At 70.8% G+C, this 25,181-nt stretch carries 25 protein-coding genes; 9 read left to right on the plus strand and 16 right to left on the minus strand.

The genetic code is table 11. The features are described from left to right. Window positions 1–49 precede the first annotated feature (49 nt). Window positions 50–877, minus strand: coding sequence for an SAM-dependent methyltransferase (locus tag DDQ41_RS21040; protein ID WP_109295876.1), 828 nt, complete (start codon window positions 875–877; stop codon window positions 50–52). A 251-nt stretch (window positions 878–1,128) separates the two neighbouring features. On the opposite strand from DDQ41_RS21040, the gene DDQ41_RS21045 reads away from it, so the two are divergent. Together DDQ41_RS21045 and DDQ41_RS21050 are read left to right on the plus strand one after the other, a co-directional pair. Next, on the plus strand, window positions 1,129–2,619 hold the full coding sequence (locus DDQ41_RS21045; protein ID WP_109295877.1) for a multicopper oxidase family protein: 1,491 nt from the start codon (window positions 1,129–1,131) through the stop codon (window positions 2,617–2,619). 30 nt (window positions 2,620–2,649) lie between these two features. Then, window positions 2,650–3,669: a carboxymuconolactone decarboxylase family protein gene (locus tag DDQ41_RS21050; RefSeq protein WP_109295878.1), complete on the plus strand. Its 1,020-nt coding sequence runs from the start codon at window positions 2,650–2,652 to the stop codon at window positions 3,667–3,669. Between the two features lie 491 nt (window positions 3,670–4,160). Here the strand turns inward: DDQ41_RS21050 and DDQ41_RS21055 are convergent, their stop codons facing one another. Further along, on the minus strand, window positions 4,161–5,084 hold the full coding sequence (locus tag DDQ41_RS21055; RefSeq protein WP_109295879.1) for a GNAT family N-acetyltransferase: 924 nt from the start codon (window positions 5,082–5,084) through the stop codon (window positions 4,161–4,163). A 415-nt stretch (window positions 5,085–5,499) separates the two neighbouring features. On the opposite strand from DDQ41_RS21055, the gene DDQ41_RS21060 reads away from it, so the two are divergent. From DDQ41_RS21060 to DDQ41_RS21070, 3 genes are all read left to right on the plus strand, one after another. Then, on the plus strand, window positions 5,500–6,780 hold the full coding sequence (locus DDQ41_RS21060; protein ID WP_109295880.1) for an aldehyde dehydrogenase family protein: 1,281 nt from the start codon (window positions 5,500–5,502) through the stop codon (window positions 6,778–6,780). Between the two features lie 83 nt (window positions 6,781–6,863). Next, window positions 6,864–8,585 carry a thiamine pyrophosphate-binding protein gene (locus DDQ41_RS21065; protein ID WP_262508523.1) on the plus strand — a complete coding sequence of 574 codons (1,722 nt, stop codon included), beginning with the start codon at window positions 6,864–6,866 and terminating at the stop codon, window positions 8,583–8,585. Further along, the gene (locus tag DDQ41_RS21070; protein ID WP_109295882.1) at window positions 8,582–9,961 is read left to right on the plus strand and encodes a class I adenylate-forming enzyme family protein; all 1,380 of its coding nucleotides are present in this window, start codon (window positions 8,582–8,584) and stop codon (window positions 9,959–9,961) included. Before DDQ41_RS21065 ends, DDQ41_RS21070 begins: the two co-directional genes overlap by 4 nt. 57 nt (window positions 9,962–10,018) lie before the next feature. Here DDQ41_RS21070 and DDQ41_RS21075 read toward each other — a convergent pair whose 3' ends face one another. Further along, window positions 10,019–11,845 carry an NAD(P)H-dependent oxidoreductase gene (locus tag DDQ41_RS21075; RefSeq protein WP_109295883.1) on the minus strand — a complete coding sequence of 609 codons (1,827 nt, stop codon included), beginning with the start codon at window positions 11,843–11,845 and terminating at the stop codon, window positions 10,019–10,021. A 393-nt stretch (window positions 11,846–12,238) separates the two neighbouring features. Here DDQ41_RS21075 and DDQ41_RS21080 point away from each other — a divergent pair, with 393 nt between their 5' ends. Further along, complete coding sequence (locus DDQ41_RS21080; RefSeq protein ID WP_262508677.1) at window positions 12,239–12,577, plus strand: S-adenosylmethionine synthetase N-terminal domain-containing protein; 339 nt, start codon at window positions 12,239–12,241, stop codon at window positions 12,575–12,577. Window positions 12,578–12,829: 252 nt separating this feature from the next. Here DDQ41_RS21080 and DDQ41_RS21090 read toward each other — a convergent pair whose 3' ends face one another. From DDQ41_RS21090 to DDQ41_RS21150, 12 genes are all read right to left on the minus strand, one after another. Beyond that, window positions 12,830–13,261 (minus strand): DUF29 domain-containing protein, encoded by a 432-nt coding sequence (locus tag DDQ41_RS21090; protein WP_010889950.1) that lies wholly within the window; start codon window positions 13,259–13,261, stop codon window positions 12,830–12,832. Between the two features lie 41 nt (window positions 13,262–13,302). Then, window positions 13,303–13,902, minus strand: a complete 600-nt coding sequence (locus tag DDQ41_RS21095; protein ID WP_223259741.1) for a hypothetical protein — start codon at window positions 13,900–13,902, stop codon at window positions 13,303–13,305. A gap of 104 nt (window positions 13,903–14,006) precedes the next feature. Further along, entirely contained in the window at window positions 14,007–15,101 is a 1,095-nt protein-coding gene (locus tag DDQ41_RS21100; protein ID WP_064820707.1) for a zonular occludens toxin domain-containing protein, read from the minus strand. Continuing rightward, window positions 15,098–15,373, minus strand: a complete 276-nt coding sequence (locus DDQ41_RS21105; RefSeq protein ID WP_015984160.1) for a DUF2523 family protein — start codon at window positions 15,371–15,373, stop codon at window positions 15,098–15,100. The genes DDQ41_RS21100 and DDQ41_RS21105 overlap by 4 nt, the downstream gene beginning before the upstream one ends. Beyond that, a complete protein-coding gene (locus tag DDQ41_RS21110) occupies window positions 15,370–16,605 on the minus strand; it encodes a virulence factor TspB C-terminal domain-related protein (protein ID WP_071623619.1) in 1,236 nt (411 codons plus the stop codon). Before DDQ41_RS21110 ends, DDQ41_RS21105 begins: the two co-directional genes overlap by 4 nt. Before the next feature lie 79 nt (window positions 16,606–16,684). Beyond that, window positions 16,685–17,020: a hypothetical protein gene (locus DDQ41_RS21115; protein WP_010889942.1), complete on the minus strand. Its 336-nt coding sequence runs from the start codon at window positions 17,018–17,020 to the stop codon at window positions 16,685–16,687. Beyond that, window positions 17,020–17,220, minus strand: a complete 201-nt coding sequence (locus DDQ41_RS21120) for a major capsid protein (protein WP_063612215.1) — start codon at window positions 17,218–17,220, stop codon at window positions 17,020–17,022. The genes DDQ41_RS21115 and DDQ41_RS21120 overlap by 1 nt, the downstream gene beginning before the upstream one ends. Window positions 17,221–17,288: 68 nt before the next feature. Then, on the minus strand, window positions 17,289–17,600 hold the full coding sequence (locus DDQ41_RS21125) for a hypothetical protein (protein ID WP_010889944.1): 312 nt from the start codon (window positions 17,598–17,600) through the stop codon (window positions 17,289–17,291). 4 nt (window positions 17,601–17,604) lie between these two features. Further along, window positions 17,605–18,537, minus strand: a complete 933-nt coding sequence (locus DDQ41_RS21130; protein ID WP_111354837.1) for a replication initiation factor domain-containing protein — start codon at window positions 18,535–18,537, stop codon at window positions 17,605–17,607. 194 nt (window positions 18,538–18,731) lie between these two features. After that, window positions 18,732–18,938, minus strand: coding sequence for a hypothetical protein (locus tag DDQ41_RS21135; RefSeq protein ID WP_015984155.1), 207 nt, complete (start codon window positions 18,936–18,938; stop codon window positions 18,732–18,734). 134 nt (window positions 18,939–19,072) lie between these two features. After that, window positions 19,073–19,288, minus strand: a complete 216-nt coding sequence (locus DDQ41_RS31400) for a hypothetical protein (RefSeq protein WP_162602715.1) — start codon at window positions 19,286–19,288, stop codon at window positions 19,073–19,075. A gap of 693 nt (window positions 19,289–19,981) precedes the next feature. Beyond that, complete coding sequence (locus DDQ41_RS21150) at window positions 19,982–20,350, minus strand: chorismate mutase (RefSeq protein ID WP_109295885.1); 369 nt, start codon at window positions 20,348–20,350, stop codon at window positions 19,982–19,984. A gap of 307 nt (window positions 20,351–20,657) precedes the next feature. Between DDQ41_RS21150 and guaA the strand changes: the two genes are divergently transcribed. After that, window positions 20,658–22,274 (plus strand): glutamine-hydrolyzing GMP synthase, encoded by a 1,617-nt coding sequence (gene guaA / locus DDQ41_RS21155; RefSeq protein WP_172607757.1) that lies wholly within the window; start codon window positions 20,658–20,660, stop codon window positions 22,272–22,274. A 166-nt stretch (window positions 22,275–22,440) separates the two neighbouring features. Further along, window positions 22,441–23,034 carry a Uma2 family endonuclease gene (locus DDQ41_RS21160; protein ID WP_109295887.1) on the plus strand — a complete coding sequence of 198 codons (594 nt, stop codon included), beginning with the start codon at window positions 22,441–22,443 and terminating at the stop codon, window positions 23,032–23,034. 35 nt (window positions 23,035–23,069) lie between these two features. On the opposite strand, the gene DDQ41_RS21165 is transcribed toward DDQ41_RS21160, so the two are convergent. Further along, the gene (locus DDQ41_RS21165; RefSeq protein WP_172607758.1) at window positions 23,070–23,525 is read right to left on the minus strand and encodes a cupin domain-containing protein; all 456 of its coding nucleotides are present in this window, start codon (window positions 23,523–23,525) and stop codon (window positions 23,070–23,072) included. Between the two features lie 402 nt (window positions 23,526–23,927). On the opposite strand from DDQ41_RS21165, the gene DDQ41_RS21170 reads away from it, so the two are divergent. Continuing rightward, window positions 23,928–25,169, plus strand: a complete 1,242-nt coding sequence (locus DDQ41_RS21170) for a hypothetical protein (RefSeq protein ID WP_373995481.1) — start codon at window positions 23,928–23,930, stop codon at window positions 25,167–25,169. Window positions 25,170–25,181 lie beyond the last annotated feature (12 nt).

The following is a 25,181-nucleotide window of genomic DNA, read 5'->3' on the forward strand; positions in this document are numbered from 1 at the left end:
GGGCTTCGGCGCATCTTCCGTATTGCTGTCTGCGATGCGAACACCGTCGTCAGCGCGGCTTGCGGGCACAGGCGACGACATAGCCGATCTGGTCCCTGCGGGGCGCGAAGAACCCTCGGTGCAGGCGGGAGAACTCCGCGATGTCCGCCTCGCCGAACTTCCCGGCCACCCCCTCGCGCCGGTCCATCGCGGCCTGGAGGTACTTGCTCTTCATCCCGAACACCCGCGGACCGCACTGGGTGTACTCCTCCACGTCGAAGCCGGCGGTACGCAGATACGACAGCCACTGCGGGAGGGTGGGCAGCACGGGCAGCTTCAGCGTCGTCATGAACTGCTCCACCCGCTCCGGCTCGGCACCCGCCTTCTCCAGGCTGAAGTCCGAGAAGGCGAGCCGGCCGCCCGGCCGCAGCACCCGGAACAGCTCCCCGAGCACCTGCCCGAGGTCGGGCGCGTTCTGCAGCGACTCCAGGGCCAGGACGGCGTCGAAGGACCCGTCCTCGAACGGCAGCCGCATGTAGTCGCCGTACCCGAAGCCGGCCACGTCGGCGAGGCCCGCGGCCACGGCCCGCTCGCGGGCCCGGTCGAGCTCGTACTCGCTCACCGTCACGCCCGTCACCCGCACGCCGTGGCGGCGGGCCAGATACAGCGACGCCTCACCCGAACCGCACCCGGCATCCAGGACGTGCTCCCCGGGACGCAGGCCCAGGACGTCGGTGACCTTGCGGGTGATGCGGTGGACGGCCTCCGGCAGCGGGGCGTCGTCGTCGCGGTCGTACCAGTACCACATGTGCAACTGGCCGCCGCGGAACTCGTCGCCGATGGGCGCCCGCTCGTCGTAGTGCCTTCCGATCTCCGCAGAGCCCGTCACGTCGAGCATGAACCGTCAACTCCCCTCATGGCGCCACACTCTTCGAGCGGCACGGCGGCCCATCCTTCGGCCTACTCTCCGACGAACGCATCTCTGCCGTTGCTTGGTCTGCCGAAGTCGCTCCGGGAGCCGGACGGAGCACGATCGGATAAGGGGCCCGGGGGCCGCCGGTGCCACGATCGGACCGGGCCCTCCGCGCCCGCGGGCGCGGAACGCCCGGTGTGCCGTCCCGCGCACCGGTGAACCGACGAGGGGAAGACATGCTCAAGCGACGTGTGCTGCTGGGAGCCGGTGGCGTGGTGGCGACCGGTGCCGCCCTGGCCTGGCCCGTCCGGGTGGCGAGCCGCCCGGCCGCGACCGCGGCCGCGGACGCCCACGCCCACCCGGCGTCCGAGCACATCCTGCGCATGGGCAGGGCCGCGATGGCCTCGCCCCGGCAGGCCGCCCAGCCGTTCACCGTGCGCATGCCCGTGCCGCGGGTGGCGACGCCCGTCCGCAGGACCGCCGACACCGACGTCTACACACTCGCCCTCCGGCCCGCACAGGTCGAGATCCTGCCGGGTACGACCACCGCGGCGCTCACCTACGGCGGGACCTTCGTCGGCCCCACCATCAAGGCCAGGACCGGCCGCAAGGTCCAGGTCACCTACGTCAACGCGCTCGACAAGCCCGCCAACGTGCATCTGCACGGCGGCCACGTCCCCCCGGAGAGCGACGGCTACCCGATGGACCTCATCGCCGTCGGCGCCTCGCGCACCTTCGACTACCCCAACCGGCAGGCCGGCTCCACGCTCTGGTACCACGACCACACGCACCACATGGAGGCCGAGCACGTCTACCGCGGCATGCACGGCTTCTACCTCGTCGAGGGCCCGCAGGAGCGCCGCCTGGGCCTGCCGCGCGGACGCCACGACGTCCCGATCATGTTGCGCGACGCCCACTTCGACGCCACCGGCGGTCTGATCCTCGACGTCGAGCACCCCGAGGCCCGCTCCACGCTGCTGGCCAACGGCCGCCCGCTGCCCTACTTCCCGGTGGACGCGGCCGGGTACCGGCTGCGGCTGCTCAACTCCTCCATCCACAGGATATTCCGGCTCGACCTCGGCGGCGTGGAGATGGTGCAGATCGCCTCGGACGGCGGTCTGCTGCCCGAGCCCGTCCCCCGTACCACGCTCACCCTCGCACCCGCCGAACGCGCCGAGATCGTCGTCGACTTCGGCAGGCACGCGATCGGCAGCAAGCTCGTCCTCTCCGACGCCAAGGGCCCCGTGATGCGCTTCGACGTCACCCGCCGCGTCCCCGACACCAGCCGCGTCCCCTCCACGCTGCGCACGCTGCCCCCACTGCCGGCCTCCCCGACCACCCGCCGCATGAAGCTCGGCGTCGCCCCCTCCAAGACGGCGTACGCCATCAACGACCTGACCTGGGACGCCGACCGTGTCGACGCCCGGATCACCGAGGGCACCAGCGAGATCTGGGAGATCTACAACGCGGACACCGTGGACTCCGAGTTCGGCGGCATCGACCACACCTTCCATCTGCACCTCGTGCAGTTCCGGGTCCTCGACCGCGACGGCGGGCCCCCGCTGCCGGGCGAGTCGGGCTTCAAGGACACCGTGCTCGTACGGCCCGGCGAGCGGATGCGGATCCAGGCCACCTTCACGGGCTGGCCGGGCCGGTACGTCTACCACTGCCACATGCAGGAGCACAACGTCGCCGGAATGATGGCCCAGCTCGAGATCGTCCGGTAGCCGGTCAGCGCGCCGAACGGAGACCCCACCATGACGACGAGGACGATCGTGCGGGCCGTACTGCGGGGCTCACTGCGCGACATCCACCATGTGCAGGCCGTTGCCCCGGGCCGCGCCCGGGGGCTGACCGCCGCCGTGTACACCCAGGCCGAGCGGGAGTTCGGGGTGATCGCACCGCCGCTGGCGCTGCACTCCGCCTCCCCGGGCCCGCTCGCGGCGAGCTGGCTGCTGCTGCGCGAGACCCTGCTGGTCGAGAGCCGGGTCGACCGTGCGGCCAAGGAGGCCGTGGCCACCGAGGTGTCCCGGGCCAACTCCTGCTCGTACTGCGTCGACGTCCACCAGGCCACCGCGGAGACCCTGCCGCCGCCCCCGCCCGGGGCACCGGGCGCCGACGCGGCCGCCTGGCTGCGGGCCGGGCCGGGCGACCGCGGCCCGGCCCCCTTCACCGCCGAAGAGGCACCGGAGATCCTCGGGGTGGCGCTCACCTTCCACCACCTCAACCGCATGGTCGGCCTCTTCCTCGACGACTCGCCCGTACCCGACCGGGCGCCGGCCGGCCTGCGCGGCCCCATCCTGCGCACCGTCGCCCGGACCATGCGCCCCGTCGCGGGCCCCCTCGAAGCCGGCGCCGCCCTCGGCCTGCTGCCCGCCGCCCCGCTCCCGCCGGAGCTGGCCTGGGCCGCGCCCAACCCGGAGGTGGCCCAGGCCCTGGCCCGCGCCCGCGCCGCCGTCGACCGCGCGGCGCACTGGGTGCCCGAACCGGTCCGCGAGCTGCTCGGCGACCACCTCGACACCTGGGACGGCACCCCGCCCGGCATCAGCCGCGCCTGGCTGAACTCCCCGCTCACCGCCCTGCCTCCGGCCCACCACCCGGCGGCCCGCCTCGCCCTGCTGACCGCGCTCGCCCCCCACCAGGCCACCGGCGCCGACGTCACCGCCTTCCGCGCCCACCACCCGACCGACCGGGAGCTGATCGACCTCACCTCCTGGGCGGCCCTGACGACCGCGGTCGCGCTGACGGCCCGGCTGGCCGCGCCACCGCGCGCCTGAGGCCCGTACGGCCATGGCCGGGGGCGTCCCGCCCCGATGGGGGTGGGACGCCCCCGGCGCTGCCCGCGGACGCCGCGCGTCCGGACGGCGGCCCCGTACCGGGCAGTCCGCCGGCCTCCGCCGAAGCGGCAGGGCGCTCCAGGGCCCGCGGCCGTACCGCCCGGGGCCCGGACGGTGCGCCCCCCTGAATCTCCGCCCCCGGGCACCCCGGCAGGGGGCGGCGGCCGCAGAGTTCCCTCGCCGCGGGTGAACCCCCGCGCACGGCGCCGACTTACCGAAGACGCACCGAGGCCCGGACGGCCGTTCTCGACGCCGGGGGCGAGTAGGTATCGTTGCGTCAGACGCCGGGACAGGACTCGGTCGGGAGCCCTGCCCCTCTCCGGACGCCGTCGGCCCGCGCACGCGGTGTGCGGACGTTCGGTCGCGTGCGGTCCGTCGTCCGCGGCTGGTCGGAGCGCCGTCCGTGGTCCGTCGCGTGCGGTCGGCCGAGACTAATCCGGCAGTTCCGTAGGCATGCGGTACCGGGTGACCGCGCACGCGCCCTGCACGGCGAGGATGCGGCAGAGCGCCACGTGGTCGTGCAGATCACCCGTATCCATGGTCACCAGGGCCCGGCCGCAGCCGCCCGCGCGCAGTTCGGCGAGGGCTGCGGTGAGCAGGGAGAGGCCGATGCCGAGTCCCCGGAAGGCGGGGGCGACGGCGAGTTCGAGCACGCGTCCCTCCCAGCCCGCGGCCCGTGCCAGGACGTACCCCGCGGGACGGCCGGACACCTCCAGCAGCAGCGCCGCGCCGCCCGCCTCGCGGAGCTCGCGCAGGCGGGCGCGGAAGGCACGCGCGTCCTCGGTCCGGGGAGCCGAGGTCCGGCTGCGCAGGTGCACCGCGTGCAGAGCGCCGTCGTACACATCGGCCCGCCGGATGCTTCCCTCGTCGGGCGGCAGCGGCGGCAGGGGCGGTACCGACAGGTCGATGTCGAGCTGAGCCGCCGTGAAGTCGGGGACGAACCCGGCCAGCCTCAGCACGGGAGGGACCACGGGGTCGCCGCTGAGCACACCGCTCACGGTTAAGCCTAACCGCCTGCCGTGCTGCGCGATGAGCTCGTCGGCCCGGTCCAGCAGAAGGCACATCAGAGCCCGCGCCGCGCTCTCGCCGTGCCGGCCCGCCAGTGCGGTCAGCGTGCCGTCGAGGGTGTCGCCTCGCGGTGTCAGCGACGCCCAGGCGACCACCTCGTCATCTGCTCCGGTCAGGCACCAGTTGTTCATCCCGTACCCGGGAGCGGCGGTGTGGGACAGGATGTCCTCCCGGGTACGCATGGCCCTCCCCGTGATGCTCTTCTCATGGGACCTCACCAGGCGTACCAGACTGTCCACAGGGACCTCGGCGGCGCTCTTGGCGGTGAGCCGTCCGTGCATGGTCATGAGTTCGTGTCGCCCTTCCCGGCGAGTCGGCTCCGGCGGTCGGGCCGGAGTGGCCGGGACCCCCCGTGCCTGGTCGGCGGCACGGGCGAATCGTCGGCGAGCGGAACCCCGGAAGGCGAAACGACTGGGGAGACGAATGCGCTGGAACGGATTCTCACGGGTACTCACAGCGCTCCACCTTTCCCCTTCGACGGTCGCTCACGCTGCCGATCGGGTTTCTCTGACAACGTCTTCCGGATGCTACTTGCCGCCTCCCCGGCGGGCGTTCTCCGAGAATGCTGTCCCGGTTCGTCCACCTTCCGAAGACCGCACGAACCGGGATGCGCACAAACCGAGATGCGCGCGGACCGCCACGTGGACGACGCTTCCTCACCGAGGCCCGGGCCAAGGGCGGGTGCAAGGGGGTGGTGCGCGCATGCTCAGCGACGTCATCGAGGCGGAGCCGGAGGCGGCATTCCCACCCGGCCGCGCCCGCCGGCGGAAGCAGCCACAGGGACGCCCCGCCACCGCGGACACCCTCGTCCCCGGGCTCGCGGCCGCCGTACTCCGGCACCGGAACGAACTGCTCTCGGTCCTCACCCGCGTCGCCACCGCCCAGGCCGCCACCGACGAGATCCTCCGGTCGCTGCGCGCCCTGTCCGGTGCCCCGTGGGAACTGCTGCGCAACGCCCCCCGCCGGCTCGGACGGCTGGCGACGTTCCTGCCGTCCAACAACCTGCTCTACTCCTACGTCCTGTTCGGTGTGATCCCCTCGCTCTACGCCGACGAGGTGCTACTCCGCCCCTCGGCCCGGGTGGCGCCCGCAGCCCTGAGCGTGCACGAGATCCTCCAGCCGCACCTGCGCGGCCGCGGCAGCGGACGGATCACCATGGCCCCCGCGACGCAGAGGGAGTTCCTCGCCGACTGCGCACGCTCCGACGCCGTGGTCTTCACCGGGAAGCCGGACAACGCCGAGACGGTCGCCGCCCACCTGCCCGGCGACACCCTGCTGCTCACCTTCGGATCCGGCCCCAACCCGGTGGTCGCCGGCGCCGGGGCGGACCCCGACGTGGTCTGCCGCGCCGTACTCGACTCCCGGCTGTACAACGCGGGCCAGGACTGCCTGTGCACCGACATCGTCTTCGTCCACCGCTCGCTCACCCGCGAGGTCGTCCCGCGGCTCGCCGACGCCCTGGCCGCCGTCCCCGTCGGCGACCGCCGCGACCCCGGCACCAGGGTCGCGCCGCTGGTCTACCCCGACGCGGTGGAGGGCGCGGCCCGGTTCCTCACCCGGCACCGCGAGTTCACCGTCCGCGGCGGGCGGGTGGACCCGGCCCTCGGCACCGTGCAGCCGACACTGCTGCACCTGCCGTGGCAGGAGGCCTTCCACCCGCCGGAGTTCTTCTCCCCGATCGTCCTCACGATGGAGTACGACGATCCCCGGCAACTCACCGGCTGGCTGCACTCCGCCGAGGAGACCGCCCGCGGCATGTACCTCTCCACCTTCGGCGAACCGGCCCTCGCGGGAGCCGCCCGGATCGCGACCAGCGTCGTCTGCGAGGAGCGGATCACCTTCGACGCCGAGGACGGCAACCGGCCGTTCGGCGGCTACGGCCCGCGCTCCGGCGCCGTACGCCGCCACGGCACCACCACCGGCCGCCCGCTGCTGCTCTCCGCCGAGGCGGCCGCCGGAGCGGGCGCCGGAGCCCAGCCATGAACCCCCGCCCCCGCCCGGTCCGTGAATCCCCCCTCCGCCCGGCCGGTGGCCGAACCATCCCCACCACCCCCCGAGGAGCAGCCGTGAGCGACATCCGTCCCTGGCACGTCGCCGCCCTTACCCTCGCCGACGCCGGGTGCGACGTCGTCGTGGGCCTCCCCTCCGACGAGCCCGGGCTGATGGACGCGGCGCGGTCCGTGCCCGGCCTGCGGGTCCTGCGGGTGCGGGACCAGCGGGCCGGGGCCTGCGCGGTGATCGGCCACGCGGCCGTCTCCGGGCGGCCCGCCGTCCTCGCCGTCACCTCCGGCCCGAGCTTCGCCAACGCCCTCACCGGCCTGCTGGAGGCGTCCTCCCTGGGTGCCCCGGTCGTCGTCGTCACCACCCGGGTACCCGTCCTGGGCATCGGCCGCGGCGGCTTCCAGCACACCGACCAGGCCGCCATGGCCGGCCCCCTGACGAAGTGGAACGTCCTCGTGGAGGACCCGCGGCAGCTGACCTGGGCGCTGCGCCGGGCCGTCCACCTCGCGGTCAACGGAGGCCCCGGCGTGGTCCTGGTGGAGATCGCCGACGAGGTGCTGCGAGGCCCGGCGCCCGAGCACCGCCCCGCCCGGCCCGTACGCCGCCTGCGCTGCGCCGCCGACAGCGAGGAGGTGCGCCGGGCCGCCCGGCTGCTCGCCGCGGCCCGGCGGCCCGTCGTCGTCGCCGGCGGCGGCTGCAAGCCCGCCGGCGCGGGCCCCGCCCTGCGGCGCCTGGCCGAACTGCTGGGCGCACCCGTCTTCACCACCGCCGCCGGACGAGGCGTCCTCGACGAGGAACACCCCCTGGCCTGCGGCCTGGTGGGCCTCTACACCACACCCCCGGCGGACGGCCTGCTCGCCGAAGCCGACGCGGTCCTCGCGATCGGCTCCCGACTGGAGGAGACCGCCCGCATGGGCTGGGACGCCCTCGCGGAGACGACACTCGTGCACGTCGACATCGACCCGGCCGCCTTCTTCACCGCCCTGGAACCCGAGGTCGCCCTGCTCGGCGACGCCGCGGTGGTCGCCGGTCAGCTCGCCGCCGAACTCCAGGCGGACCCGCCGGCCGCGACCGAGGCAGGCGCCGCCCGCCTGGCCGAAGTGGCCTCCGTACGCGCGCAGATGCACACCCGCCACCTCGCACCCGCCGCCCCGGATGACCCGGACGCCCCGGACGGCGGGGGGCTGACCGCTCCCGAGGCGCTGCGCCTGCTCCAGGAGGCGGTCGGACGCGACGCCACCCTCGTCCAGGAGAACGGCCTGCACGACATGTGGGCCTACCACCACCCCGTGGTGTCCGTCGGCGCGCGGGCCCGCGTCATCACCCCCGGCGAGCAGACCATGGTCGGCTTCGGGCTGCCGGCCGCCGTCGGCGCGGCGCTCGCGGACCCCTCCCGGCGCACCGTCCTCGTCTGCGGCGACGGCGCGCTCGAGATGGGCCTGGCCGCGCTGCCCACCGCCGTCGAAGAGGGCCTCGGCCTGACCGTCCTGGTCCTGGACAACGGCGGCTACGGCTGGCCCCGCTTCGTGCGCGCCGAGGAGGGGGCACCCGACACACTCACCCGCTTCACCGCCCCGGCGCACACCGCGGCCGCCGTCCGCGCTCTCGGCGGCCGCACCGCCCGCTGCACCTCAGCCGAGGACCTCGCCAACGCCCTTGACGACGCGGCCAAGACCCACGCCGAGGGACGCGTCACCGTCCTCACGGTCCCGGTCCGCGACGCCGACGTGCCCGTCGGTGTCCGCCGTGTGTTCGCCACCACCCCACCCGCCGGAGCCGCGGCGTGACCCGACGCCCGGGAACGCCCCCACTACCGCGCCTGACCGTCGACGGGGCGCACGTCCCGCCCTCCCACCTGGCCCGGCTGGCGACCCGTACCGCCCGAGAACTCGCCGCGACCGGAGCCCGGCCCGGCCGGGCCGCCGCGCTCGCCTGCGACCACCCGCTGACCGCCGTCGTCACCGCGCTTGCCGCGGACGCCGTCGGCGCGCCCCTGCTGCTCGACGGCCCGGCCCCCGCCCGCCGCATCGCCCCGGCGGCCGTCGTGCGCACCTCCACCTCCGGGGAGCCCGTCGTCACCGGCACGCGAGCGAGGCCGCTGGACCTCCCCGAGGAGACCGCTGCCGTCTTCTGGACCTCCGGCAGCTCCGGCGACCCCAAGGCGGTCGCCGTGTCCGCCGCCGCCCTCGCCCATCAGGGCCTGGCCACCGCAGCCCGGATGGGGGTCACCGCCGGCGACCGGCTGCTGCTCCCGCTGCCGCTGCGCCACGCCTACGGCCACAGCGTCCTGCGGGTGTGGCGGTCCACCGGCGCGCAACTGTACGCCGAGTCCGGATTCCACCTGCGCGGCCTGCTCTCCCGCCTCGCAACCGAGGGCATCACCTCACTGGACGGCGTGCCCACCATGTACCGGATGCTGGCGGCCGAGGCGGTCAGGGACCCCGAGACGGCCCGGCTGCTGGCCGGCCCCCGGATCCGCGGCTGCGGCGGCGACGTCCTCACACCCGCCCTGTACGGCGACTTCCTCACGGCCACCGGCGCGCCCCTGCACGACGGCTACGGGCTCAGCGAAGCCGGTCCGAACGTCGCCCTCAACGCCCCCGGCGACCTGTGTCCCGGCACCGTCGGGCGGCCCCTCGACGGGGTCCGCGCCCGGGTGACCGGTCCCGCCCGCGAGATCGAGATCGACAGCCCGAGCCTGATGCTCGGCTACCTCGACCCGGTCCGCGGCACCCTCGACCGCACCGCGTTCACGCCGGACGGATGGCTGCGCACCGGGGACACCGGCGCACTCACGGCCGACGGACGTCTCACCGTCGGCGGCCGCGTGAAAGAGGTCCTCGTCGTCCACGGCGAGACGGTCGCCCCCGCCCTCGTCGAGGACGCGGTGCGCACGGCGGCCGGTGTGGCCGACGCCGCCGTCGTCGGTGTCCGCCAGGGCGACCGGGGCGACACCGTCTGGGCGTTCGTGGAGAGCCCGGACGGCGACCCGGCAGCCGTGGCCGGCCGCGTCACCGCCGCGTGCCGCCACCGGCTCCCGCCGCACGTACGCCCGCGCACCGTCCGCGTCATGACCGCCCTGCCACGCACCTCAACCGGCAAGCACGATCGCGTACGCCTCCGCGCCTGGGCCGCCGCCGACCGCCTGGCGGCGGCCGCCTGACACCTCGCCGCCCGGCGGCCCCGGCCCACCTGCCCCCGGCGGTATCCGCGGCGGGACTCAGGCGACGGCCCCCAGCACCGGCGTACGGGCAGCGCTCCGGGCCCTGCCCAGCCACACCGCCTGGGACACCATCTCGATCAGCCGCGCCGCGTCGGTACCGGGCTCCGCACCGCCCGCGGACGGCTCCGCCGGCACCTGGGCGACGGCCACCCCCACCGGCGTCGGCCAGCCGCGCAGCGCGTGTCCGACCGTGCGGAGCGTGGTCAGCGTCGAGACCGCGCCCTGCGCGCCCGCGCCCACCGCGACCGTGCCGATCGCGCGCCCCTCCAGATACGGCAGCGGACCGCCCATGTCGTTGACGTAGTCCAGGGCGTTCTTCAGCAGCCCCGACACGGACGCGTGATACGTCGGCGACACCAGGATCACGCCGTCGGCGGAGCGCAGTTCGCCGAGGAGGGCGGCCGCGCCCTCGTGCGTCTCGGCCAGACCCGGCCGGTACGCCGGGAAATCGACCTCCGCACCGGTGAAAACACGTGTCGTTGCACCCTGTTCGGCACACCGGCGGGCACACCACTGCGCCACCTGGTCCGAGGTCGATCCCGTGCGCAGCGATCCGCTGATCAGCACGATGTGCGGCGGTCTCATGGCGGTGTCCCCCTTCTCCGTACTGACGGTGGTCGTCGGACCCGGTTGCCCGGTCCGGGCCGGACGCCGGGGACGCGGCCGCCAGCCGAGGACGTCGGCGAGCGCCGTGTCCTGGCGGCCCGCGGACTTCGTCCACGTGCCGCGCCGTTCCGCGCCCGGGCGGTCCGCGCCGGGGTCCAGCGCGCCCAGACGGCGCGAGGCGAGCACCACCGCAGCCGCCCGGTCCGTCCGCTCCGCCGCGTACGCGGCGAGGGCGCCCGGGACGTCGGCCGACGACGCCAGCACCTCGGCGAGCACGGCCGCGTCCTCCAGTGCCATGTTGGCGCCCTGGCCCAGGGCCGGGACCATCGGGTGCGCGGCGTCGCCGAGCAGTACGACCCGTCCGTCCACCCAGCCCGGGACGGGGTCGCGGTCGTGGATGTCGGTGATGACGAGGTCCTCGGGTTCGGCACCCGCCACCAGGTCGACGACGGGCCCGTACCAGCCGTCCAGGGCCTCGAGCAGGGCGCTTCGGGCCCCGGCCGCGCTCAGGGCGGGCCACACCCCGGGCGGAGCGGTGATCTCGGCGGTCCAGTACAGGGCGTCCCCGCCGACCGGGGCGATGAGCAGCCGGATGCCGTGACCGTTCACGACATGGCCGCGCTGCCCGAGGACGGAGCCGCGGGTGCACCCCCGCACCGACGTGTAGCCGCGGTACTGCGGAGGACCGTCACCCAGCATCCGCGCCCGGACCGCCGAGTGGATCCCGTCCGCGCCCACCAGGGCCTCGCTGTCGACCGTCTCCCCGTCCGACAGCTGCACGGTGACCGAGTCGCCGACCGGCGTGTAGTCCGTGACGGCCGTCGCCAGACGCACGGCCACCCCCGCGGTGAGCGCCTCGTCGAGAAGCACCCGGTGCAGGGCGGAGCGCAGCACGGGGACCTGCGGGGCGCCCAGCGCCTCGGCAGCGGCGCCGATCTGCTCCTCGGCGAGCACCGTGCCCTCGGCGTCCATCAGCACGCGGACCTCGCCGGGCCCGGTGACATGGCCGGCGGCCCGGATCCGGCCGCCGAGCCGCTCGCTCAACGCGTCAGCGGCCCTCACCCCGTTCGAGTAGATCACCAGCCCGGAACCACCGGCTCCGATCCGCCCCGCCCGTTCCACGACGGTGACGTCGATGCCGCGGACGGCCAGGCCCGCGGCCGCCGCGAGGCCCCCGATCCCGCCGCCCGCCACCACCACGGAACGTCTTCTGGCCATGCGTCATCCCTCCCCGCGGCGGCCGCCGCGGTCCGTGTCCCGCCCGCGCCCGCCAGGTGGCCAGCAATCCTTCCGAAACGTCAGAAGCCCTGTACTCCCGTGGCGGGTGGGCCGCGCAGGCATCGGAGCGCGGTACGCCCTCCCGCCACGGGAGGGGAGCCCGGCAGCGGCCGGACGGGGCCCCGGCCGGGCAGGACGGCGCCGATCACATCACGTGCCGAAGCCCACGGCAACAGGCCTCGTCGTCGCACGGCGACTTCACCAACTCGGCCCGCGCGGCGGAGCAGCGGGCACCGGACCGACGTGTTCAAGCATCACCGGATCCGCCGCCGCTTCCGACACTCGGCCAAGTCCGCTTGCGGGCCGACGGTGGCCGCGGATCTCATGCGCCCCATGACGAAACGGCTGTTCACCTCGGAGTCCGTGACCGAGGGTCATCCTGACAAGATCGCTGACCAGATCAGTGACACCATCCTCGATGCGTTGTTGCGGGAGGATCCGTCTTCCCGGGTTGCTGTGGAGACGTTGGTCACTACCGGTTTGGTGCATGTTGCCGGTGAGGTGACGACGAAGGCGTGGGCGGATATTCCCACGTTGGTGCGGGGCAGGATTCTGGAGATCGGCTACGGGCCTTCAGTTCGTCGTCTGACACTGCCGATTTTGGTTGTTCTGAGCAGCGTAGCATCGGCACGCGAAGCGATCCGCCACAGCCAGCGCAACCGAAGATCGTAAGCGTTTCGAAAGCTGGCTTGCAGGAAAGGGGGTGTTTGTATGTGGGCGGCCCTGTATGTACGTACCTGGTCATACCCGCTGCTCGGTCCCGCCAGGCGCCCTCCGGGCGTCAACCGTCCTGCACCTGGTCAACTCTCCCATGTCCCCAGAGGGGCCCCCTAGCGGCTCCGACTACGGCGCGGACACTCCCGACGCTGGACGCAAAAAAGGCCGGCGATCCGCACGGCCTTTATATTTTTCGTTACCTTTTCGTTACTCCGGATAGAACTCCGGCGACAGAACCTGCTCGGGCGTCCACGGCCACTGCTCGGGGAACACGTCCAGGCCAGTCTCGTCCACGGCCGCCGAGACCGCATCCGCCCAGATCTCTTCCTTCCAATCCGGATCAGCCAACATCGGCTGCAGGCTGGGCGTCCGATGCAGCCGCGCCAGAATTGCGCGACGCTGCTCCTTGACCGTGCGCTGCCAGCTCGAACCCCGACGACCCGGCTGATATTGCCACTTGAGCAAATGCGCCAGCAGTACCGCCATGCGGCTTGCCAACTCCCGCTGTTCGCTCTTGCCCACGTCCTCAATCTCCTCCGCGATGTGCCGAATGTCGATGTCTGAAAGCTTGCCGGACCGCAACAGTGCCGCCTGCTCCCTGGCCCACGCCACCACGTCCACTTCGTAGCTCGTTCCCATGACGCGCTCCCTCTGATAACCACGCCATTTTACGTTATGTGTTACGCCTGCCGCCGCGTCATCGCGGCAATCAACTGCGCGAGCTGGTTATCGGTCACCTTCGTGTTGCCAACAACACCATCCTTCCAGGATATGCCCTCGCGGATATCCAGCAGAGCAGACTTCGAGCGTGCCTTGGCCGCCTGCGAAAGCAGATCCACCATCGCGGCGAACGAGACCGGATTTCCGTTACTCGGCGTAACGGATTTTTCCTGCAGCAGCCGCTTCTTCAACTGAAGGACCTCGCGACCCAGTTCTTCGGCCTTGTCACGCTGCTCACGCATCCCGCGCCAAGCAATGTCCTTCTCACGGCGAACCTCATCGAGCTGCGCGACCACCTGGTTATGCGCCTGCACTGTCTCCGCCAGCTCAAAGCGCAAGGCGTCAACCTGTTCCTGGCAATCGTCATAGGCGTCCACCTCAGCAACCTTTTTCGTTACCGTAACGCTCCGATCGGAGGGCTGTTCAGCCTTGCGGCGAGCCCGGAAGGCTGCCTGACGCTCCGCATTGGTCATGGCGTGCGCCTTGCGTGGACGACCACGGCCGCGCTTTTGCTCCATCCCCGGCAGATCGACCGTCACATTATCCGTTACGTCACGCATATTCGGCTCCCGATTTGATGATTCCATTTTACGTTACTGGTAACGAAAATTCAATTATCGTTACAATTTAGTTCGTAACGGGAATTTCGCGAGCAGCCCCGGCGCTAGACGCCCTCAGCGGGCTTTGGAGCCGTTTTTTCTGGCTGGGCGGTCGCAGGGGCCAGCTGCGCCGAAATTGGCTCCTGCGCCGCTTGTGGCTCGCGGTAGGGGTCAAACGGCGGCTTTCTGATCCACTCCCGACACTGCATGTCATCGAGGCCGGCATCCGTGCCTTGGGCCGTGTAGCACGTGCACCTGGTCGACGTGCAGGCACCGCCGATCACCGTCGGCATCGACCGAATCTGGCGCAACTGCGCATAGGCCGGCGCTGTCTCAGGCCGGCCAGAGACAGCAGGGACAAACGCCGCGAGGATCTCCGCCCCGTCCGTCGCCGCGGCGGACGGACCCGCCTTGACCGCTACCGCTGGAGCTGACGCCACACCGCCCCTGCCCTGCTCGGCCGCAACAGGCTTAGCCGGAGTCGCCGTCGTCAACTGGCCGGTACGGTAGTAGACCCGGTACGCCAGGAACGCCGCGATCAGCACGCAGGCGATGAACAGCATCAGCACAGGCGGCACGGTGTACTTGCGCTTGATGTGCAGACTGGAGGACTTGTACAGGCCAAAGCTGGACTTCGGCAGGCTCCACTTCTTCTTGATCGGCGCAGTGTTGAACGTCTCCGGGTTCGCGCACTCCGGCCATTCGTAGTACCAGCGTCCGAGCAAGCCAGCGTCCCGCAGGTGGACATGCTGCCCCACCAGCTTGCGGATATGACTGTCCAGGAACGTCGGGTTCTGCGTGATCAGAACAAACGTCACGCCGGTATGCCGCACCGTCTCAAACGCCGCCACGTGGTCAGGCACCTTAGACCCGGCCGTGCGGACGCGAAACACCCGCTGCGCCTCATCCAGCACGATCAGCGAGTTCGGCGGGAAGGTGAAGTACGGCAGCATCATCCCTGGGTTTTCAGGGTCTTCGCGCAGCTCCGTCCAGTCCGAAACCGCCGGCGTCGGGATATACGGCAGCTTCAGCTCCGGGATGCCCATGACGAAGAGCGGACGCCCCTGGTCGACGGCTGCCTTCATCATCTGGACCGCCAACGCGGTCTTCCCGCCACCAGGCGTCGCCGTGATCAGCGTGATCGGTTGCGTTGCGCTCATGTCAGCTTGCCCAGCCGCTTCAGAGTGATCATGGAGATGCGCGCGGTGATGCCGCCGGCGATGATCGACAGCCCGGTAAAGACACCGCCCCGCGCCAGGATGGCCGCAGCAACGGCAGGCATGCCGGCCAGACTACTCTTGGCCGCGCCCAGGGCAGCGCTCACCGCCGCATCCAACCCGACATAGGTGATCAGACCGATCCCGAGCGACACCAGTAGCTGACGCGCGAGTGGCCCAACGAGGGCCATGAGAAAGCCGGCGAGCGGCATCATTCTTCCCCTTTACGGCCTACGCCGATGACGATCAGCGCAGCGCCCAACCATGCGCACGCGATGATGACCGGGCGGAACATGTCAGCACCGTCACAGACCGGTTTGAGCGACCAAGAGATCGGCATGCCGTGAATGGACGCGGTTAGATCAGACGGACACGGTGCGGTATCTGCGCCCCAACCGCTGTCCGGCGTGACCTTCACGTTGACCTGCTGCTCCTTGAGATCGGGACCATCCGGTATCTCGCCTTGCTCGATACAACCCATGCGCGTCTCATGGCCCGAGCACTGGTCGTCCTGCTTCTCCGGAGCCTTGCCGTTACCAGTCGCCGGATCCGTCGCCGGATTGCCGTTCGCATCCACCTCCTGCTTACCTGTCGTCAACGTGGCTGTCTTGCCATCGGAATTTGGCGTGACCGTAGCAACATCGCGATAACGCTTACCTGTAACGGGATCAACGTATGGGTCGCTCAGATTGACGTTGACTGGAGTGGTGGACGGCGTGAGTTTCACCGGAATCGGCACCTTAGCTGCGGACATATCGCTAGCAACAGCAGCGGGCAGCGGATACGTCAACGCCTTATTCCAATCAGCATCCGACGCCCCCTGCTTCGGCGCATTGGGATCGGACTTGCACGCACCATCGGTCACAACATAGCCGGTCACACACGTCGATTGCCGCGAAACACCAGCGTCAAACGAAAAACTCCCGTTGGAATCATTGGCAGTACAGACGTACGACTCAACCGATGCCCCCTGCCTACACCCCGCAAAAACAGCATCAGAATGCGTAGCAATACATGCCTGTCCAGCAGCTATAGGGCTATCAAAATAGCCAGCGCACGAACGCCACTGATAGCCGTTGAAACCAAGGTCGCCCGAATTCGCACTCAGCTTCGACGTGCACCACGTACCATCCAAGCACTTCTGGATGCCGATCTGCGCCAAGTACGCCAACGTTGTTGCAGTCGCAATCGCGGGCATCGCACGAAGCGCGGCAAGCGCAACAGCAGCAGCCCCTTCACCCACCGTCATCGTTGCGGCGATCGTGGCGGCACCTGCGCCAACCGCGGCACGCATCTCGGTAGCCGTCGCAACTTCAGACAGCGTCACAGCACCAGTCGTGACATACCCAGTCCCCGTCAACACGATGTTCGGCGGCGGAATCAACGGGATGGTCGAAGCCCACGCGGACGACGCCCACCAGCAGAGCAGCAGCACGAGCACGCGCATCACACCCCCCTGAAAATGATTACTGCCGGCAGAACCGGCAGCAGGAATCCGGCCCAGAGCCAGAAATCGATCGCGAGCATCACAGCCCCTTTTTCATCACCACCAGCGCCCAGGCCGCCACCATCGCGGCAACGACGCCCCACCCCATCGTCATGCCATCCTTGAAGCTCTCTTGCGGGTCACATGCCGGAAACGACAGCGACGGCAACGACGCATCGGTCAGCGTGCCGACGCTCCCATCACTGCCCACCTGGTACCGCCGCAGCACCCACCCGCCCGTCGTCTTGACGAACTCAGACAGATAGGTGACTGCCCCAGGTGTCTGCGACGGAGCGACGGCGCTGTAGTAGGCGTCCGTGGCCATGCCCACATCGGCAAAGCACCGTGCGCCCACCAACGCGCCGTCAGCAGCCATCACACGCTCCGACGCATGTACTTGAACGTCGCAATGCCGATCACGATGATCAGCGCCAGGCCCGCCAGCGTGGCGGTGTCCGCCTTCGAATCGGACATGGCGGTAGCAACGTCGGTCGGCACCGCAGCCATCGCCGAACCGGCCAGTGCGACGGTACCCGCGGCAACAGCAGCCGCCTTGCTCTTGATGCTCTTGAACATGGTTTTCTCCTTGAGATGGAGGTTGAGAAAAGCTCCGGGCCGTTCAACTCCCAGAGCCAGGGAACGCATCACGCCTTCTTGGGCTCGGCCTCGGCACGCTGCAGCGGCTTGATGCTCGTGACGACCTTCTGACCGCCCTTATCCTTGCCGTTGCTCGTCTCGACCATCGAGACTTCCGCGATGAACGGGAACGGGTTGTGGATGATCGCCTTCACAACCGCAGAGCTCTCGCACTTCAGCTCCTGCGTGCAGGTGCCCTTCGAGTCTTCGCCACGCAGCTCCACATCCGTGTAGATCTTCCCGGTGTCCAGCTGCTTGCCATCCATGTTGCCAACCCACGTCTTGGCGCCCCGGATGGTCACGCGTGCAATCATTTCCATGGTTTCACTCCTCAGGTTTCGGCACTGGATCGTGCGTGCCGTACACGTGCCTCGCCAGGGCGGATTTATGCAGCTGAGCCGGTACGCCCTGACGGCGTATCGCGACAACCAGCGCGGCGATGTCTTCCTCTGTGCAGCGCAGCTCGTAATCGACCGTGGGGCCGAACTGCGTCTGGATGTGCTTGAGCTTGCGTTCGCGGATGGTCTCGTCCTGAAGCTCCAAGGCCTTGACCTGGTCAGTAGGAACGCGCTGCGGATCCGCAGCCATGAAGGCCTCCAGGGCCTTGTACGCACCAGCGAAGTACTGGTCGCGCTTGATGAGAATCTCGTGCGGGATCACGCGATCCTTGGCTCCAAACTCGATCTCCAGACGCACCCACTCGCTATCCTGATTGCCGAGCTGGCGGCCCTTCTCGTAAGCCCGCAACATCTTGCCGTTCGCCCGACGGCCAATCTCGAACGTCGTACCGCGACAGCCCTTGCTGCCCGCTACGCCGCTCTCGATCTTGCGATACGTCGGAATACGCCCGCCCGCGTTGAAGTCGCCGGCGTAGTACAGCTCTTCCATCTGCGCGATGCTCACCTCGCCCTGGCAGAAGTCCATCGCAAGGTCGCAACGCGTGATCCGCGCGTCGAGGTCCTGCACCATCGCGTAGACGGCTTGCCAGTCGCCAATCGCGGTGCAGCCCTGCCCCGGCCAGTCCACCAGGATCGTGCCGCCAACGTGCTCGCCGCCACAGGCAACGATCCCGAGCTTCATCGTCTCGCCGTTGATGAACGCCAGCAGGTCGTAGCTGAACTCATACCGGCGGAACCCTTTGCCCGCAGGCTTCATCGTCACCGGCACCGAGAACACCAGCTGGAAGTACCTGCGCAGCTGCTCCAGGGCGTCGCTGATGCTGCCGTCGGGCAGGAACGTGAACTTGAACCAGTCCACGATCGCACCTGCCTTGCGTTCGGGACTTTCCCCGGGTTTTACCGGACCCGGGGAACGGCCTGTCGGCCGCCCAGCCTCGCTCCGCTCGGCCCGGTCGGCCGCCATGCCGTTCTCGCGTGCGAGCGCCGGCCCATGAACTCCATACGCAATGCCAGTGCGATCAAGATGACGAGACGGGGTAGGACGGACGCGCATCAGCGTGCGCCCTCGCGGCGATACCAGTTCGCCAGCTCGGCCTGGCGCGAGTTCTTGAGAAGGTCATCAATGCGATGCATCGCAGGACGCGATTGCAGGCAGCAGGCGCCGCGCAGAACGGCAGCCATCACGATGGCCAGCTGCGCACCGTGCGGGTGGAGCACGTCGCCAATCAGGTCCAGCTGCCGGTGATCCCTCTGCTGCATCGTTTACCCCCCCACCCGGGTTAACCGGGTATATTTCGGCGTAATCACATTACGTGATTCATCACATGGCATGATTATCATCACGCATCGTAATAAGTCAAGCGGGAGGCGCTTAAATGAGAGTTGAAAAATACTTAGATGACGCGATCGCGCGGCACGGCCTGAAGAACGACACGGCACTCGCCAAGCTGCTGGGTGTAAAGCAAAACGCCGTCAGCCAATACCGCAGCGGCGCGCGAACAATGGACAACGAAATGTGTCTGCGCCTGGCACAACTGCTCGACATGGAGAACCCGCTGCCGATCATCATGGCCGCCGACATGGACCGCGCCGAACGTGCTGGCCAGCACTCTCTCTGGGAAGTTTTTTCGACGAGGATGGCAGCCAGTAACGCGACAGCCGCCCTCCTCCTGGTACTGGTCGCGAGCGCAACAAATTTTGTTGCGCCCTCTCCCGCCGAAGCCGCGCCGTTGAGCCATTCGACAGGTCAACGATTTATCTTATGTAAAATCGCTCGCCGACTTCGGGAGCGCCTACAGCAAGTGCTGCGTGCAGTCCAAACAAGCCGGCGGGCTCGTAGGGACTCTGCTGCGGCGGGGGCGCCGGGTGCTGCTGCCCCCCGGGCCGCTGCTGGGCATGCGGCTGCTGGGCGTGCGGCTGCGGGGGCGGGGGCGGGGAGAGCATCCAGTCGTCGTCACCGGCGCTCAGCGGCTGCTGCGGAGGAGCCGGGACGGCCTGCGGGAAGCCGGGAGGCGCCGGCGGGCCGGACGGGTACCCGTACTGCGGCTGGGCCGCCGGCCGGCTGAACTCGGGCGGGCCGGCGGGGCGCTGCTGCCCGGGCGCGGTGAGGTAGGGCCTGCCACGTCGGATTGCACGCTTCCGGTTCGCGCGCGCCGCGCGGGCGCGGGCGCGGAGCCGGACTCGAACCGGCACGGCCCGGAGGCCAGGCGCGCGCCGCGCGGGCACGGGCGCGGTCGGACAACCGCACCGAGAACAGCGCCTCGGCGACGCGCGCGCCGCGCGGGCGCGGTGACCCGCACCGGTCAGACGCGGCCTCGGCACAACTCCAGCAGCGTCATGGCCAGCGCGGTCCCCGGCTTGCCGAGTGCGTCCCGGTAGCGGCCGAGCACCTCCATCTCGCGGGAGAGGTTCACCCGGCGGCCCCCGGACGTGATCCGGGCCTCCTGGATGGCGGCCGAGACGGCCGTCCGTTCCCGGATCAGCCCGATGATCCGTTCGTCGAGGGCGTCGATGCGCTCACGGGCGCCGGTGATCAGGTCCGCGGCGTCGTCGGTGCGGGCGCCGGTGTCGGGACGGGCGCCGGTGTCGGGGCGGGTGGCGTCGTCGGCGCGGGTGGCGGTGTCCGGGCGAGTGGCGGCGTCCGGACGGGCTGCGGTGTCGGTGGCGGGCACAGGGGCTCCTCGGGGTGCGGGTGCCCCGGAACGGCCGGACCCGGAAACGACAGGACGCCCCGGGCCTTGCCGGCCCGGGGCGCCTGGGAAGTCGCTTGTCAGTTGCTCAAGCGGCACGACCACGGCAGCCGGCGGGCCGGTTGCCATAGGTAAAGACGAAGGTCGTGTGCTTGCGCATGGGGGAAGTATGGCCCTGCTGCCCCGGCGGGGCCAACGCGGGCTCGGATGCTGAGACGGGGGGCGCCGCCCGGCGCCGGTAGAATCGACGGACAGAGCCCCCTCCTCCCACCGCCGGAAGGCCGCCGTAGTGTCATCAGCGTCTCCCGCTGCCGCGCCCGACGTCACCAACCCGGACACGACCCCGGACGTGGTCCTCGTTGTCGACTTCGGCGCACAGTACGCCCAGCTCATCGCCCGCCGCGTCCGTGAGGCGCGGGTCTACAGCGAGATCGTCCCGTCCACCATGCCGGTGCAGGAGATGCTGGCCAGGAGGCCCGCGGCGATCGTGCTCTCCGGCGGCCCGTCCTCCGTGTACGCGGAGGGCGCCCCGCGCCTGGACCGCGCGCTGTTCGAGGCGGGAGTACCCGTGTTCGGCATGTGCTACGGGTTCCAGCTGATGGCGCAGGCGCTCGGCGGCACCGTCGACAACTCCGGCGCCCGTGAGTACGGCCGCACCGACCTGCACGTCAGCAAGGCCGGCTCCACGCTCTTCGAGGGCACCCCGGCCGAGCAGCAGGTCTGGATGTCGCACGGCGACGCCTGCTCCGCCGCCCCCGAGGGCTTCACCGTCACCGCGTCCACGGCCGTCGTGCCCGTGGCCGCGTTCGAGAACGACGAGAAGAAGCTCTACGGCGTCCAGCACCACCCCGAGGTGATGCACTCCACCTACGGCCAGCAGGTGCTGGAGCACTTCCTCTACCGCGGTGCCGGCATCGAGCCGAACTGGACGACCGGCAATGTGATCGAGGAGCAGGTCGCCGCGATCCGCGAGCAGGTCGGCGACAAACGCGCCATCTGCGGACTGTCCGGCGGCGTCGACTCCGCCGTCGCGGCCGCGCTGGTGCAGAAGGCCATCGGCTCCCAGCTGACCTGCGTCTACGTCGACCACGGCCTGATGCGCAAGGGCGAGACCGAGCAGGTCGAGAAGGACTTCGTCGCCGCGACCGGCGTCTCGCTGAAGGTCGTCGACGCCGAGCAGCGCTTCCTCGACGCGCTCGCCGGGGTCTCCGACCCCGAGGAGAAGCGGAAGATCATCGGCCGGGAGTTCATCCGGGTCTTCGAGCAGGCGCAGGCCGAGATCGTCGCCGAGGCCGGTGAACACGGCGGGCAGCCGGTGCAGTTCCTCGTACAGGGCACCCTCTACCCGGACGTGGTGGAGTCCGGCGGCGGTACGGGCACCGCGAACATCAAGTCGCACCACAACGTCGGCGGCCTCCCCGAGGACCTCGAGTTCGAGCTGATCGAGCCGCTGCGGAAGCTGTTCAAGGACGAGGTCCGGATGGTCGGCCAGGAACTGGGCCTGCCGGAGGAGATCGTCCAGCGGCAGCCCTTCCCGGGCCCGGGACTCGGCATCCGCATCGTCGGCGAGGTCACCAGGGAGCGCCTGGACCTGCTGCGCGAGGCCGACGCCATCGCCCGCGAGGAGCTGACCGCCGCCGGCCTCGACCGCGACATCTGGCAGTGCCCGGTGGTGCTGCTCGCCGATGTCCGCTCCGTCGGGGTGCAGGGCGACGGCCGCACCTACGGCCACCCGATCGTGCTCCGCCCGGTGTCGTCCGAGGACGCGATGACGGCGGACTGGACGCGCATGCCCTACGACGTGCTGGCGAAGATCTCGACCCGCATCACCAACGAGGTCGCCGACGTCAACCGCGTCGTCCTCGATGTGACGTCGAAGCCGCCGGGCACCATCGAGTGGGAGTGACCTGACCGCCCTCCGCGGGCCGGGCCTTCGCGGACCGGGCCTTCGCGGACCGGGCCTTCGTGAGTCGATCTTCTGTGAGTCAACCCGACGCCGTCGCTCATTCGTTTGAGCGGCGGCATCGGCGTTTCCGCCGGGTCGTCTGATCGCACGTACCAGACTCACGCCCATGGGAGCACTCGTGAGCGCGGAGATCTCGCACCACTGGCCGGTGCCACCGCGAGAGGGCTACACCGTGGAGGACCTGCTCACCCTGCCCGACCTCCCGCCGCACACCGAGTTGATCGACGGGACCCTGGTCTTCGTGAGTCCGCAGTGCTGTTTCCACAGCCTCGCGATAGACCTGCTGGTGCAGGGTCTGCGGAGCACGGCGCCGCCCGAGCTGAGGGTCGTCCGGGAGATGACCGTCGTGGTCGACGGGCGCAACGGACCCGAGCCCGACGTCTCGGTGGTCCGGGCCGCCGCCGCGCGGAGCCGGGAGCAGACCTACTTCCAGGTCAGGGACGTGCTGCTGGCGGTCGAGGTGGTCTCGCCGGACTCCGAGGCGCGTGACACCGACACCAAGCCGCACAAGTATGCGGGCGCGGGCATCCCCTACTTCTGGCGCGTCGAGATGGCCGCCGACGAACGGCCGGTGGTCCATGTCTTCGAACTCGACGAGGAGAGGCGCGTATATGTGCCGGGCGGCACGTTCCGCGACCGGCTCAAGGTCTCCGTCCCCTTCGGCATCGACATCGACCTCGCGGAAATCGACCGCCTCTGAGCCCGGCCGTCACGGCGGAGCCACGCGCCCGCCGCTCACCCCTCCTCCAGCGTGAAGTCCTCGAAGTGGAAGCCCGGCGATACCACGCAGCTCACCAGGACCGGTTCGTCGCCCGCCGGTTCGGCCGACTGCCAGGTGCCCGCCGGGACCAGCAGTTGGGGCCGTTCACCGGATTCGACGCCGGGGCCCAGGACCAGGGGCGTGGTGGAGCGGTCGGGCCCCTCGCCGGTGCCGGCCAGGGACAGCCGGAGCGGTCCGCCGCGGTGCCAGAGCCACACCTCGTCGGAGCGGACCCGGTGCGGGCGGGAACGTTCGCCCGGGTGGAGCAGGAAGTAGATCCCGGTGGCGTAGGCGCGCTCGCCGGGATAGCCGGGCGGGGCGGTCGAGCCCTCCGTACGCCATGTCTCGCGGAACCATCCGCCCTCGATGTGCGGTTCCAGGCCGAGTAGTTCGACGAGCGGGGAGGTCGGGTGCGTGATGGGGTGCGTCATCGGGTTCTCCTTCGTGGACACCCTCGGCTTCAGCCGGGGGAGGGGAACGAAGCTGCTGCGGAGCAGGGCGGGGAAAGCCGGTTCGCCGCCAGGGCGGACCGGCGTCCACCTCCGACAGCCTTCACCGCGTCACCAAGTGATGGGCGCATTCTCCCCGGTGATGTGCCGGGTGTGCGCCGCGGGCGGCCGGTCGGCGCATCCCGAGGTGTTGTTGGGACCGGCGCCCGTGTGGCGGGACCGCCGCAGCCGTTCCTGACCCATATCGTCGTACGTCAATTCGATCGTGCGTAAATCACCCTCCCATCGGGTCACCGGTGCGTGCGCGGCACCGCCGGTACGGCACAATTCCTTTGAATTGCAAGGTGGTTGCCGAAGCCGCCTACCGGGGAAGGGTGCGTCGCCGTGGCGGTGCAGGATGCGGGACAGAGCGTGCACGGAGGCGGCTGCACCTGCGGCGACTGCCCGCACGGCCGACGTGAGGGACACCGGAGGGCCGTCGCCCGGTTCCTGGCCAGGCGGGACGAACTCGCCGGGGGGCGGGGGCTGCCCGCCCAGGTCGCCTCCTCCGCGGGAGGGACCCGCCAGTGGATCTCCGACGAGCTGACCGAGTCGGCCCGGGTCGTCGCCGAGCGCAGCCGGGCCGCGGGCGAGTCATGGCTCGCCCGGGTCTGGCGGCGCACCCTGCTGGTGCTGTGGGGCGGGGTCGTGCTGCTGCTCCTGGCGCAGACCGTGACCGCGATCGACTCCGGCTGGTCCGTGGCGCGCACCGCGGGACTCGCCGCCGCGGCCTGCCTCGCCGGGCTGCTGACGGCCGCCGCCCGGCTCCACCGGGCGCACGGCGGGCTGCTCGCACCGCTCGTCGGCGAGGACAACCGGCTGTCGACCTCCCGGGCCGTGGCCGCCGTGTGGGTGCTGTTCGCCGCCTACGCCGTGCTGTTCCTGGCCTTCCGGCTCGCCGCTTCCGCGCCCGCCGGGCTCGGCCTCGCCCAGGGGGCCGGACTGCTCACCGTCGTGGCCGTCGTCTGCCTGATCGCGGTCGTGGTGCGCCGTGTGGTCGCCGTGCGCATCATCACCCAGCGGCTGCAGAAGGTGGGGGCGGACCGGCCCCGCCCCGCGGACCTGGTCTGCGATGACGCCGGTCGCGGCAGCTTCCCGGACGCGCAGTACGTGCTCGTCGGCGCCGTCGCCCTGGTGTGCGCGGCGGTGCTGCTCGCCCGCCGGCCGGACCGGCTGCCGGAGCTGCCGTGGGGCCTGACCGCGCTGGTCCTGGTCTCCGCGGCGGTCTACCTCGCCGGGAAGTACGCGGAGGGCGGCCGCCCGGTCGTCCTGTCCGTCGTGCGGGCCCGGGAGCCCGGCGGTCTCGACGGCCCCGTGCGCATCGGGGACGACATCGAGATCCGGGGCGCCGGGTTCGTGCCACCCGGTGCCGGGAGCCCCGACCGGCTGGCTCTGATGACCGTCCGGATCGGTGCCGTGCACGTCCATGTGCCGCTGGTCCCGGTCCCCGGCGGATTCACCAGCCCCAGTGATACGAGCATCACCGTCCCGGTGCCGGCCGAGGTCGAGCCCGGCCGGGTCGAGGTGCAGGTCGTGACGGCGGCGGGCGCCGAGTCGAACCGGGTGGCCGTCGACGTCGTCGACTGACAGCGCTCGGCC

It is taken from the genome of Streptomyces spongiicola (assembly GCF_003122365.1).
Classification (GTDB): Bacteria; Actinomycetota; Actinomycetes; order Streptomycetales; family Streptomycetaceae; genus Streptomyces; species Streptomyces spongiicola.

What these genes read in the sequence shown, in the direction of transcription:
- DDQ41_RS21055 (WP_109295879.1), bottom strand. Translation starts at nt 5,084, where the DNA reads ATGACCATGCACGGACGGCTCACCGCCAAGAGCGCCGCCGAGGTCCCT.
- DDQ41_RS21105 (WP_015984160.1), bottom strand. Translation starts at nt 15,373, where the DNA reads ATGATGCCGCTCGCCGGCTTTCTCATGGCCCTCGTTGGGCCACTCGCG.
- DDQ41_RS21165 (WP_172607758.1), bottom strand. Translation starts at nt 23,525, where the DNA reads ATGACGCACCCCATCACGCACCCGACCTCCCCGCTCGTCGAACTACTC.
- DDQ41_RS21090 (WP_010889950.1), bottom strand. Translation starts at nt 13,261, where the DNA reads ATGGGAACGAGCTACGAAGTGGACGTGGTGGCGTGGGCCAGGGAGCAG.
- DDQ41_RS21060 (WP_109295880.1), top strand. Translation starts at nt 5,500, where the DNA reads ATGCTCAGCGACGTCATCGAGGCGGAGCCGGAGGCGGCATTCCCACCC.
- DDQ41_RS21095 (WP_223259741.1), bottom strand. Translation starts at nt 13,902, where the DNA reads ATGCGTGACGTAACGGATAATGTGACGGTCGATCTGCCGGGGATGGAG.
- DDQ41_RS21050 (WP_109295878.1), top strand. Translation starts at nt 2,650, where the DNA reads ATGACGACGAGGACGATCGTGCGGGCCGTACTGCGGGGCTCACTGCGC.
- DDQ41_RS21075 (WP_109295883.1), bottom strand. Translation starts at nt 11,845, where the DNA reads ATGGCCAGAAGACGTTCCGTGGTGGTGGCGGGCGGCGGGATCGGGGGC.
- DDQ41_RS21040 (WP_109295876.1), bottom strand. Translation starts at nt 877, where the DNA reads ATGCTCGACGTGACGGGCTCTGCGGAGATCGGAAGGCACTACGACGAG.
- DDQ41_RS21080 (WP_262508677.1), top strand. Translation starts at nt 12,239, where the DNA reads ATGACGAAACGGCTGTTCACCTCGGAGTCCGTGACCGAGGGTCATCCT.
- DDQ41_RS21045 (WP_109295877.1), top strand. Translation starts at nt 1,129, where the DNA reads ATGCTCAAGCGACGTGTGCTGCTGGGAGCCGGTGGCGTGGTGGCGACC.
- DDQ41_RS21115 (WP_010889942.1), bottom strand. Translation starts at nt 17,020, where the DNA reads ATGGCTGCTGACGGCGCGTTGGTGGGCGCACGGTGCTTTGCCGATGTG.
- DDQ41_RS21110 (WP_071623619.1), bottom strand. Translation starts at nt 16,605, where the DNA reads ATGCGCGTGCTCGTGCTGCTGCTCTGCTGGTGGGCGTCGTCCGCGTGG.
- DDQ41_RS21125 (WP_010889944.1), bottom strand. Translation starts at nt 17,600, where the DNA reads ATGGAAATGATTGCACGCGTGACCATCCGGGGCGCCAAGACGTGGGTT.
- DDQ41_RS21120 (WP_063612215.1), bottom strand. Translation starts at nt 17,220, where the DNA reads ATGTTCAAGAGCATCAAGAGCAAGGCGGCTGCTGTTGCCGCGGGTACC.
- DDQ41_RS21135 (WP_015984155.1), bottom strand. Translation starts at nt 18,938, where the DNA reads ATGCAGCAGAGGGATCACCGGCAGCTGGACCTGATTGGCGACGTGCTC.
- DDQ41_RS21160 (WP_109295887.1), top strand. Translation starts at nt 22,441, where the DNA reads ATGGGAGCACTCGTGAGCGCGGAGATCTCGCACCACTGGCCGGTGCCA.
- DDQ41_RS21100 (WP_064820707.1), bottom strand. Translation starts at nt 15,101, where the DNA reads ATGAGCGCAACGCAACCGATCACGCTGATCACGGCGACGCCTGGTGGC.